Origin of the sequence: Floricoccus tropicus, from assembly GCF_001832905.1 — a bacterium.
GTDB classification, from domain to species: Bacteria; Bacillota; Bacilli; order Lactobacillales; family Streptococcaceae; genus Floricoccus; species Floricoccus tropicus.
The window spans coordinates 20,331-32,461 of sequence record NZ_MKIR01000024.1 but is presented as its reverse complement, the minus strand read 5'-3'; the positions used below and the strand labels follow the sequence as shown (position 1 = coordinate 32,461).

General features: G+C 31.3%; 7 protein-coding genes. All 7 read right to left on the bottom strand.

Translation table 11 applies throughout. The features are described 5' to 3' along the window. The 7 genes from pth to dnaA all read right to left on the bottom strand — a co-directional run bounded on the left by pth (position 1) and on the right by dnaA (position 11,788). Complete coding sequence (gene pth, locus BG261_RS08185) at positions 1-573, bottom strand: aminoacyl-tRNA hydrolase (RefSeq protein WP_070792854.1); 573 nt, start codon at positions 571-573, stop codon at positions 1-3. A 66-nt stretch (positions 574-639) separates the two neighbouring features. Then, positions 640-1,758, bottom strand: coding sequence for a redox-regulated ATPase YchF (gene ychF, locus BG261_RS08180; protein ID WP_070792853.1), 1,119 nt, complete (start codon positions 1,756-1,758; stop codon positions 640-642). Positions 1,759-1,791: 33 nt separating this feature from the next. Next, entirely contained in the window at positions 1,792-1,989 is a 198-nt protein-coding gene (locus BG261_RS08175; protein WP_070792852.1) for a DUF951 domain-containing protein, read from the bottom strand. A gap of 78 nt (positions 1,990-2,067) precedes the next feature. Then, positions 2,068-5,727, bottom strand: a complete 3,660-nt coding sequence (gene addA / locus BG261_RS08170) for a helicase-exonuclease AddAB subunit AddA (protein ID WP_070792851.1) — start codon at positions 5,725-5,727, stop codon at positions 2,068-2,070. After that, positions 5,714-9,037 (bottom strand): ATP-dependent nuclease subunit B, encoded by a 3,324-nt coding sequence (rexB, locus tag BG261_RS08165; protein ID WP_070792850.1) that lies wholly within the window; start codon positions 9,035-9,037, stop codon positions 5,714-5,716. The genes addA and rexB overlap by 14 nt, the downstream gene beginning before the upstream one ends. Before the next feature lie 69 nt (positions 9,038-9,106). Next, a complete protein-coding gene (gene dnaN / locus BG261_RS08160; protein WP_070792849.1) occupies positions 9,107-10,249 on the bottom strand; it encodes a DNA polymerase III subunit beta in 1,143 nt (380 codons plus the stop codon). 165 nt (positions 10,250-10,414) lie between these two features. Beyond that, positions 10,415-11,788: a chromosomal replication initiator protein DnaA gene (gene dnaA / locus BG261_RS08155; RefSeq protein ID WP_070792848.1), complete on the bottom strand. Its 1,374-nt coding sequence runs from the start codon at positions 11,786-11,788 to the stop codon at positions 10,415-10,417. Between the last annotated feature and the right edge of the window lie 343 nt (positions 11,789-12,131).

Below are 12,131 nucleotides of genomic sequence, written 5' to 3'. Positions count from 1 at the left end.
TTATTTACCATTATATTTGTTCATAGCAGCAACAAAATCATTTGTTCGAACAATGTCATCACTAGCTTGAACAGCTTTATCTAGGCCTTGTTTAACTGATGCTTGATCATCAACATCAAATTTACTCAATACATGACTTGTTACCTTCATACCATTTTTCGGTCTACCAATACCGACTTTTATACGATTAAAATTAGAATCACCAGTATGAGCAATAATACTCTTAATTCCATTATGACCACCAGCAGACCCTTTTTGTCTAAGTCTTACCTTACCAACTTCCATATCAAGATCATCATAGATAACCAATAAATTTGAATTATCCAAACCATAATATGAAAGTAATGGACCAACTGACTTACCAGATTCATTCATAAAAGTAACAGGTTTTACTAAATAAACTTTTTCACCATTAATAAAAGTAGATGCAGTATCTGCGATAAAAGTTTTATCACGTGTAAAGCTAACTCCATATTCCTGTGCAAGCATATCAAGAGCCATAAATCCTATATTATGTTTAGTATCTGTATATTTATCACCTGGATTTCCCAGACCAACTATCATTTTTGTCATTTCTTACCTACCTATAAATTTCAAAAAAGGTTTACACAAGTGTAAACCCTATATTTATTAACTGTTTTAGACGTTGAATCTAAATTCCATAATATCGCCATCTTGGACAATATATTCTTTACCTTCTTCACGTAAACGACCTGCTTCTCTTACAGCACGTTCGCTACCATATTGTAAAAGATCATCATAAGACATCGTAACTGCTCTGATAAAACCTTTTTCAAAGTCAGAATGGATAATACCTGCTGCTTGTGGAGCTTTAATTCCACGTTTGAAAGTCCATGCACGAACTTCTTTTTCACCAGCTGTAAAGTATGTTCCAAGACCTAGTAAATGATAAGCAGCTTTTGTAAGCTTATCTACACCTGATTCTGTTAAACCAATTGCTTCAAGAAACTCTACTTTTTCTTCATCTTCATCAAGCATTGCAATTTCTTCTTCAACTCTTGCTGAAATAACAACTACATCAGCATTCTCAGTTGCTGCAAAATCACGAATTTGATTTACATATTCAATTGCATCTGGATCAGAAACTTCATCTTCAGAAACATTTGCTACGTATAATACAGGTTTTGTAGTTAATAGAAATAATTGCTTAACAACTTTTTGCTCATCTTCATTAAATTCGATTGTTCTTGCTGATTTTCCATCTTCAAGAACCGGTTTAATTTTTTCAAGAACAGCAAATTCTGCAATAGCATCTTTGTCTTTAGTAGTACGAGCAACTTTTTCTACTCTTGCATAACGTTTATTTACAGACTCAAGGTCAGCTAAGATTAGCTCTAAATTGATTGTATCAATATCAGCCATAGGGTCAACAAATTCTGCATCACGGTTTTGTTCACGCATTACATTTTCATCATCAAAAGCACGTACAACGTGGATGATAGCATCAACTTCACGGATATTAGCTAGGAATTTATTACCAAGACCTTCTCCTTTACTTGCTCCTTTAACGATACCTGCAATATCAGTAAACTCGAAAGTAGTTGGAACTGTTTTCTTTGGTTTTACAAGTTCAGTCAATTTTTGTAAACGTTCATCTGGAACTTCAACCATTCCAACGTTTGGATCAATTGTTGCGAAAGGATAGTTTGCAGCCTCTGCACCTGCTTGAGTTATTGCATTAAAAAGTGTTGATTTACCTACATTTGGTAAACCTACGATACCAGCTGTTAAAGCCATTGTTTTCTCCTATTTACTATACTTTATTTTAATTTACTTATCTAAAACTTTACTTAATTTCTTCTCAAAATCACGGCGGTTCATCATAACTATATGATTGCAATTAGTACATTCAATCTTTATATCTGCACCAAGTCTTATGATCTCCCAGCGATTAGCCTTCTTACCTGTCGATTTTATCGTACAAGCATGAGGTTTTTTCATTTCAACAAAATCACCTAAATCATACATTTACAAAGCCTCCTCAAATTTTTAGCACTAATAATTCTACTATATAATGGTTAAAAAAGCAATTTTTCAGACACTTAGTTAAGGTAGTTTACGGACAATAATGCCCTTTGTTCCGCCCAATAGAATTAAATACTTTTCAATCTGATCAATACCGTAACTCATAGTTAGGGCTTCAGCATAAAGATTCATTTGAACTTCATACCTTTTTTCAATTTCTAAAACTTGTGAATCACGTGTAAACCTATCTGTCTTATAATCGAAAAGAATTATCTTATCATCAAATTTCAAAAATCCATCAACGATACCACGTATCAAATACTGTTCTTTCGATTCACTATCTGTTTTAAGCATTGAGAATGGCGCTTCACGAGTTAACTTATCTTGATTAGCAATCATTAATTTTCCAAGTTCAGTATCAAATAAATTGGATATTTTTTCCAAATTTATTTTTTCTTTTACAGAATTTCTAGCAGATACCTTCTGTAAAGCTATTGTCAAACCTTCCATGCTAGTATCATCAAGGTTAACCTGCTGCATTAGTTCATGAGTTGCACTACCTAACTCAGCTGCTGACACAGAATCCGAGCGAGATAATTCAAATTTACCATTTGATCTAGAATTATCTTGTGTAATCCCATCAATATCAATTATTTTTTCATAGCGCTTTTTAATTTGACTTGGTGTTTGAATTGTTGGAAGTTCAATTGCTTTTGCATACTTAGAATTGACTTCATCAGTTGAATCTAATATTCTTCTAGCTTCCCTAACTTTATCAGCAACAAGAGTCTCGTTATCAAATATTGTTATTTCTTCTTTAAACTCTTCAAATACTTTATTTTCTTCTTGATCGAGAATAGTAGACTGCTCCTCTATAATTGGCATTTCATTATCAAATAATTTAAATGCTAACTTCAATTTATTTGAAATAAATTCTTTGCTTTCAAGTGCGTCAGTAAAGTTTTCTTCCTCTTTTGCACTTAATAAACTAAGCAACCAATCTTGATATGACTTGGCATTTTTCCTTGACTTCACATCTAACATACCATCTTCAAGTACAGAATTGTCATACTTTGCAAATGGAGTCTTACCTTTTACACTACCTACCATATATAGTTTCTTTACAGCTCTGGTAAAGGCAACGTAAAGAACTCTCATTTCCTCTGATAATGAGGCCTTAAGCTTATCATTACGATTTACAATATATGGAACAGTTTCCATACTGACTAAAGCATACGGGAAGTCTGTTTCCACCTTATCTTTCATATCAACAATCATCTGAGTACCAGCACCGTTTTCACGAGATAAGATTAATTTAGATGTTAGATCACGTTGTTGAAATTTTACTTGTAAATTTAAAAGGAAAACATAATCAAACTCTAGACCTTTACTTTTATGGATGGTCATAACCCTTACTGCATTTTCAGGTAGTTCAACATTTACACTTGCAAGATCATTATTTTGTTCTAAAAAGTTATCAATCATCTTAACAAAACGGTAAAGACCCTTGTAACCATTGTTTTCAAAATCATTTGCTCTTGTTGACAAAGCTTGTAAATTTGCCTGTCTCAATGCACCATTATTCATGGCACCAACATACTCATAATAATATGTATCTTGATAAATTTTCCAAATTAAATTATGTAAACTAACCTTATTTGCCATCTCTATCCAATTCGAAAACTTATCATTAAAGTCCTCTAGCTTTTGACGCAAAGCTTGGCTAATAAGTTCAGATTTTTCCCCCAAACCATTTAATGCAAGTTGATATTTTCTGTAAAAAGGTAATTTTTTGTCTTGTAAAGAGATACGCATCAAATCATCTTCGTTAAAATTGAACATAGGTGAATTAATAAGTGCCACGAAAGAGACATCTTGTAAAGGATTGTCAATGGCTCGTAAAGTTTCGAGCATGATTTTAACTTCCATAGATTCAAGATAATTATTTCTTCCCTCATCTAAAACGATAGGTATACCAAGATTAGTTAGCGTATCTTCAATCTCATTATTATGGGATTTACTTCTCACCAAGATTACAATATCATCATACTTTACACCTGATTTTACAAGTTCTTTTATTTTCTCTGCAGTAACAAGAAGCTCATTTTGACTAACAAATTCATTTTCATCAGTATTATAACTTCCAGCCTCCTTATCATAAAAAAGCAAAAGTTCTGGGTAGCTGTCAACCTCCTCATCCTTAGGAAATTCATTTGAACCGAATACTAATTTTTCCTCTGATCCGTATTCCATTTCTCCCAAGTTTTTATCCATTATACTCTTGAAGAAATTATTGGTGAAATTAAGAACCTCTGTTCTACTTCTAAAATTTTCCTTAAGTCTTATTAATTCACCATCAGCATCATCACTCTGATATGCAATATACTTTGATAAAAATAACTGTGGATCAGCCTGTCTGAAACTGTAAATTGACTGCTTTATATCACCAACCATAAATAGATTATGGCCGTTAGAAATTAATTGATATAGTGCTTCTTGTACCCTATTAGCATCTTGATATTCATCAATCATTACTTCATTATACTTGTCAACAAAGTGTAAACGAATTTCTTCATTTTCTTTTAAAATCTTTAATGCCAAATGATTAATATCCGCATATTCCAAAGTATTTTCTTGTAACTTTCTCTCTAAATATATTTTATAAAAATATATTGATACCTTCTGTAGATCCTGCATTAACTGATATGACATATCAGAATATTCCTCTATCAAATTCGCATGTTTAAAGGAATTAGTAAACTTACGAATTGATCCAGGACTTGAAGGACTACCTACCAATAATGATTTGACTTTTTTAAATTCATTTTGTAATTCAACCATGACTTCATCTTTTGATCTACCAAAACGAAAATCTAATTTCATAGCTGAAAATTCTTCAGCAAATTTCGCAATCTTTCTTTCTTCTAATAATTTCAAAAGTAAAGGTTCTTGTGCTAAAAAATTCTCAGAATTTTCCTTGGCAGCTTTCCCAGAAAAAAGCCCATTCTCTGATGAAGTTTCCATTAAACGTATAAACATATACAAATCTGACTTTACATCATCAATTAAATCAGATGGTAAATCCTCACTACTTTTATATAGTTTACTAGCAGTTAAAAAATCATTTTTTAACCACTCTAATGGATTTTCAGTACTCTCAGCAAATGAATGAATTTGATAAATTACTTCTCTGAATCCATTTGTGTTTCTATCATTTGAATAGTTTTTTGACAAGGCTGTAAAGTTACCAGTTGACACTTTTAATGAATTTTCTATTTTCTCATCCGCTGCCAAGTAAGATTCAAACATCTCATTAAAAACTTCTTCTTTTAGTAAGTCTTGTTCTGCCTTATCAACCATTAATCTAAAGTTAGGATCAAGATCAATTGTATAGTAATATTCTTTAAGTAAGAAGTTTGTATATGAGTCTGTTGTTCCAATATGAGCATTCTCGAGTTCTTGTAAAGCTCTTGTAAATTTCTGACGTTCTACTATATCACTTGTATTACGTCGTTCGGCCTTCAATTTTTTATCAAGTCTTGTCTTCAATTCTTCTGCAGCTTTTACGGTAAAAGTTGAAATAAATAAATCATTAATGCTTACGCCTTGACGTATTTTATTGATTATTCTTTCAATCATTACAAATGTTTTACCACTACCTGCACTGGCTGATACCAATATATTTTGTCCGGAATCATAGATTGCTTGTTTCTGCTCTTTAGTAAGCTTAATCTCTGTCATCGGTTATCTCCTCAAAAATCGCGTCTTTTGGTTGTTTAATAATTTTTCTACCATATTTCATGTGGATATCTGGCTCAAATTTACATATAGCTTTTAGATTGCAAAATCTACAACCAACCGCAACATCTTTTTCCACCACTGGATTTACAGCTAACTGTCCAGTCACTAATTTATTCGCTGCTCTTTTATATAGCTTTTCATTATGCTGAATTAAGTTATCAATCTCAGAAGTTGAATACGAATTATTTTTACTTATGTTATATAAATTAGTATCTCTTAGCTCTATTGATTCCTCTGAGTTATATACTCCTTTATATAACATATTTTTTAAAAGATATACTGGCAATAAATCTAGTTCAGGTAAATCATTCAACTTTATAGCTGAATTCTTTAATTGAAGGTAAGTTGCACCCCAAATAGGACTTTGATAGTTATTTTTTAAAGTATCCAAGTAGGTCATAAATTGCAAACTTTGACCGTTAAATACTTTATTCAAATCAAAATCTAGATTTCCCGACTTATAATCAACTACTCCTATACTGTCAACTATCTTGTCAATTCTATCAATCTTACCACGTAATTTAAGATGATGATTTTCATCAATTTTCACTGAATAATCCGAGAGTTTTGACCCAGGAAAACCAAAAGTATCTTCAAACTCCTGTGGACTTATTAACTCATTATTAATAACTTTTTTAAGCATTGTTGCTGTTTGAAAAATTATTTCTTTCAACCTGCTGTAAACGTACTTGCCTGTCTCATCTTGAAAATAATATTTGTAATTGTTTTCATTGTAAATTTTTTGTAAAGAATACGTCAACTTTTCATCAAAATCATTAGTTGATGGATAAGATTTCATCAAATCCTCAAAAACTTCATGAAAATAATTACCAGAAGTTCTTGAATCAACATTAATCGTTTCAAGCTCTTGTAATCGCAAACTGTTATTTATAAAATATTGATATTGGCAATTATAAAAAGTTTCAAATGATGAAACAGAAGCATAGATATTCTTTTCATACATATCTTCTAAAACATCAATTGAAAGATTAACTGGAACAATATCATCAACATTAGCTTGAATAATACTATTATAAACTTTATCATTTTTTATTATTCTAAACATACTACGCCAGAAAGCAGAATTACTGACTTCACCTTGATTATTGCCAGTATCATCTTTCATCTGTCTCTCTAGTTTACCAATATTAGAAAGCAAGCCTCTATAATTTCCTATTTCCTCAATATTTGAGTTTAGATTTACACCTTTTTTTACTTCAACATTTACACCTTTGTTAATTAAAAATGATATATAGGGTGATACTTCTTCCTGGCTAACATCATATAATTCTGGGGATGATAGTACGAGCGATTCAGTTGCAGAGTTAAATAAAGACATTGCATTATAAATGTTTTTCGCGTTGCTTGTAAAGCCTGGCTGTTCAATAAATTTACTCTTATTAGCTGTTTTTTCACTTGTGTCTTCAATACTTTTATTAATATTTTCCCTATCCTCATCTGACAAGAGGCTAGAATTTGTCTTATGTTTTGGAAAGTTTGCTTGGCTTAATCCGATTGCATACACATACTTGGAACTTCTAGGCTCTACTAATTCATAATCCCTGACATTTACAACGTCAACATTAGCCGGAACTCCTCGATAACTTGCAGTTGAAAGACCAGAGTATAGTAACTCCAAGAACTCTAGCATGGTCATTTTTTCACCTTCAAAAACTTGAAGGAATTCATCAATACTATCTAGCATTAAATCCCATACCTGTTGATGCCTATTTGCTAAGGCAAAATCATTATCATTTTCAGCCTGATTAAATAGATCTTGCATTATTTCATCAATACGTGATTCTTTTAAATATGATTTGAAATCACTTATTAATGTTTTTGCAAGTCTTTTATTATTATTGCTTAATAGTTTTTGAATCGGGGACTCATCTCCAAGTAAGCTTTCCCTTAAACTATTTTTTTCTTCAATATTTTCAGCAGCAAATCTTCCATTAAACTCTTCTGAATATTTTTTTCTTCCTCTAATTTTATTTGCAACTATATAAAATTCAAAATCATAAATTTCATCTAGTGAATAATCAATTGGTTTGTACATCTCAGTTTTCAAAAGATTAATTACATCATTCGAATCATAATTATATTTCTTAATTCTAATTAAAGATTCAATTACAGTTATTAGGGGATGATTTTTCATAAGTTCTTCAAGTGAATAGAAATAAGGAATTTCATAAAGTGAAAAAATTTGTTCTAACTTTATTCTATAATTTTCTGCATCACCGACTAAAACTTGAATATCCTTATATCTTACTCCATTACTTAACAGTTGTCTTATTTCTTTTGCAACATATTCAATTTCTTCTTTTTGATTGATTACTTTCCAAATTCTTAATCTGTTTTCTTCATTTTTGGGTATTTCAAGCTTGAATTCATCAGTCGAAGTTGGATCATTCTCGTTTTCCCATGCTATTGAAACATCTGTAAAGTAATTATTTACATTTTCATTTACTATTTTGTAAACCTCTGCTGAATATTGCTTTTTAAACCTATTAACCATTTCTATGGTATTCTGATAAACACTCCCTTGTATATAAGGTGATCTATATGATTTTTCACTCATATATGCACCTATCACAAGGTCTGAGCTCTTATTATCTAATACAGTAATTAAGCTCTCTTCTTCAGCTGAAAATCTACTATAGCCATCTATTATAAAAATCGAATTTTGTAAAGAATTCGTAAATTTATCCTTTACTATATTGTCAATAAATTCGTCAATTTTTGAATAATTTGCATATTTTTCTGAAAGTTCAAGATCAAATTGATCGATGATTAAGGCAAGTTCCTTTATCCTCTCACCACCATTTGCTTTTACCATATCTGAAGATGTCAAATTTGATTTTTCCAGTTCTGAATGAAGGTCAACCAGTGAGTCTAGAAAAGCTGAACTAGTACCCATTGAATAATACAAAGGAAGTTCATCTTTTGTGAACTTTGAAAGCACGCGCTTAAATAACATAGCTTTTCCAACATTTGTAAGTTCAACTTTGTCCTGATCATTATCATCTTTTACAAAATACCAAGGTAGTTGTTTAAACCTAGTAACTGTTAAATCAAACAATGATGTATCAATTCCATTATTAAAACGCTCTAGAATTTCTTTTTCCTTGTCAAAAGAAAGTGATGAAGGGACAATATAAAATACTTTTTTCCCAGCAGAAATAGCCTCCTTCGATATTCGAAGAAGTTCTTTAGTTAAATCATTGTAAATATCTGTATATACTATCTTCATATGCACCTCACTACGAAAAAAATAAGACTAGTTTCTTAGCCTTATTTTAACACATTATAATAAACTATTTTAATTTGTTCTCACTGGAGTAATTAATTGGATAAAATCAACACTCTCACTATTTGGAACAAGTGTAAAAGGTCGAACCCCTGAGATAAATCTGATTCTTACCTCTGGTTCTTGGATAACCTTTAAAGCATCAATCATAAATTGAGGATTGAAGCTTATTACAAGATCTTCACCTTCGTATTTAATAGCATCAATTTCTTCATGAACACTACCAACTTCTGGTGAGTTAACTGAAGCAATGATTTTATCATTTTCAATTGTTAATTTAACAGTACCATTTTGAGTAGCACTACTTAAAAGACGAGCACGATCCATCGTATGACGAAGTGATGCAGTATCAAAAGTTAAATCTAATGTATAGTCGCTATCATTTGGGATAAGACGATTAGTTTCTGGATAATTTCCTTCGACTAGACGAGTATAGAAGCTCGTTGTATCGTTTCTAAATAATACTTGACTATCAGATAAGAAAACTTCAATTTCATCAGTATCATCAGAAAACACGCTCTTAAACCCGTTAACTGACTTATTAGGGATTACTACATCAAAGTTTTCACTCAATTTCTCAAGAGTAACAACTCGTTGGCTTAAACGGTGAGAATCAGTTGCTACTGCTTTAAGTTTTTGATTTTCAAGTAATAATAAATGAACTCCTGTTAAGATTGGACGACTTTCTTGAGTACTTGCTGCAAATGAAGTTTCTGAAAAAATACTTTTCAAAAGTCCAACATTAATTTTTAATGGATTTTCAGTAGAAATTTCTTGAATACGTGGATAGTTCTCAGAATCTAACCCTTTAAGTGTAATTTCAGACTTTCCTGAAGTTATCAAAACTTGATTTTGCTCGATTTCTTTAAAATCAAAAGTTACTTCTGGTAAATTAGATACAATACTATCAAAGAAAGCTGCTTCTAATAAAATTGCTCCACTTCCATTAACAACCATACCAGCATTTTCATCTGCTACTGGTAAAAAATGTTCAATAGAGATTTGACCATTTGAACCTGTTAATGTTAAACCTTCATTATCAACTGAAATTTTTACTTTAGATAATGCTGGAATAACAACCTTAGAACTGATTGCTAATTTTACAATTTTTAATGAATTTAGAAATGCAGTTCTATTTATAGAAAAATTTATCATATTTTCAAACTCCTTATATATATATTAATATTATAAATAAAATAGTAATAGTAATAAGTCCTGTGGATAAGTGGGATAAGTAACAAAAACCTATAAAATAAAAGGATTTATCCCTGTGGATTACTTGTTAATAATCTCTGAATAACTTTAGGACTTATCCACATGCTATTTTAGATTACTTTTGATGGTATCAATATCTTTTTGTAAATCGGCATCAATTTTCATCATGTCTTTTATCTTATCATAGGCATACATTACTGTAGTATGATCTTTACCGCCAAAGTCAGCACCTATTTTAGGTAGGCTACTGTCAGTTAGTTCTCTTGTAAGATACATTGCTACCTGTCTTGGAAAGGCGATTTGCTTTAATCTCTTCTTACCGACTATCTCATCACGAGTAATGCGATAGTGTTTGGCAACTGCAGATTGAATATCTTTTGTAGTTATTACTTTTGTTGCTATAGCACTTTTGGCTTTTAATCCTTCAAGGGCTTTTTCTGCTATTTCAATATTTGCTGATGACACGCCACTAGTTTTAGTAACAAATTCTACTCTATTGAATGCTCCTTCAAGCTCACGAATATTAGAGTCAATCTGACCAGCAATATATCCTAGCGTTTGATCATCAAAATGAATTTCAGATTTTTCAGCAAGATTAAGTAGTATTGCCATTCGTGTTTCATAATCAGGAGGAGTAATGTCTGTAGTTAGTCCCCATGAGAAACGAGAAACTAAACGCTCTTCTAGATTATTCAGTTCTTGTGGTAATCTATCACTTGTAAGAACAATTTGACTCTCTTTATCATATAAGGCATTGAAGGTTGAGAAAAACTCATTTAAGGTTCCTTCTTTACCACTGAAAAATTGAATATCATCAAGTAGCAATAAATCTAAACTACGATAGGTTTTGGTAAACTCATCCATTTTATTTTTACGTGTAGCATTAACATAGTCGTTAACGAATGTTTCACTTGATACGTATTTAACTTTTGCACGTGGATTATCTTCTAATATTTCATTGCCGATAGCATGCATTAAGTGAGTTTTACCAAGTCCTGCCCCACCATATATAAATAAGGGATTATAAAGTTTACCAGGTGAATCACTAGCAGCAATAGCAGCTGCTAAAGTCCACTTGTTTCCTTCTCCTTGAACGAAATTTTCAAAAGTGTAATCAGACTTAATGCCAGTATCTTCCTTTTGAGTGACTGCTGGTTTGAGCTGTTCTTGGCCATCTTCTGAAATTGAACTACCACTTAGTTCAGCGATTTGCTCATCAGATGTCTTTTCAGCTGCAAATATACTATAAGAAATCTTATCACCGTATACTTCAAAGCCTGCAGTGGTAACTAAATCTTCTTGACTGCGCCAAAAAGGTTCGTGGAAGGTTGTCGGTACTAACACTTTAGCATCATTATCTTGAATTGAAAGCAAATTGGCAGACTCAATAAAATAATCATAAGCAGCGGGCTTGATATTTTCTTTAGCCAGTTCCTTTATTCTATTCCAAAACTGTTGTTCGAGATTATCTAGAGTCATGGTGCTCCTTTCATAAAAAATCAGTATAGCTATGATAACACTTTTTATAAAAGTTATCCACATATTTTAGAAAGAAAAACTATTTATTTTAAATTATATCCACAGGAAAAGTAAATTGTGAATAAGAAATTAACAGTATTTTAGGATGGAAATTAGTAGTTGTGTATAAAGTGGATAACTATCCCAAACAACTATCCAATTAACAGGAAAATGTGTATGAAAATTTCAGTAAAATCAATGGTTTCAAGAGTTTTAAACAGCTTGTGGATAAAAAAGTCTAACAGCCTGTGAATCTAGTTTTTTTTGTGTAAATAATTGTATATTAAAATAAAAGTATCCACAG

Bases quoted from the DNA above. Each gene is read 5' to 3' on its own strand.
- ychF (WP_070792853.1), bottom strand. From the start codon at position 1,758: ATGGCTTTAACAGCTGGTATCGTAGGTTTACCAAATGTAGGTAAATCA.
- pth (WP_070792854.1), bottom strand. From the start codon at position 573: ATGACAAAAATGATAGTTGGTCTGGGAAATCCAGGTGATAAATATACA.
- rexB (WP_070792850.1), bottom strand. From the start codon at position 9,037: ATGAAGATAGTATATACAGATATTTACAATGATTTAACTAAAGAACTT.
- dnaA (WP_070792848.1), bottom strand. From the start codon at position 11,788: ATGACTCTAGATAATCTCGAACAACAGTTTTGGAATAGAATAAAGGAA.
- BG261_RS08175 (WP_070792852.1), bottom strand. From the start codon at position 1,989: ATGTATGATTTAGGTGATTTTGTTGAAATGAAAAAACCTCATGCTTGT.
- addA (WP_070792851.1), bottom strand. From the start codon at position 5,727: ATGACAGAGATTAAGCTTACTAAAGAGCAGAAACAAGCAATCTATGAT.
- dnaN (WP_070792849.1), bottom strand. From the start codon at position 10,249: ATGATAAATTTTTCTATAAATAGAACTGCATTTCTAAATTCATTAAAA.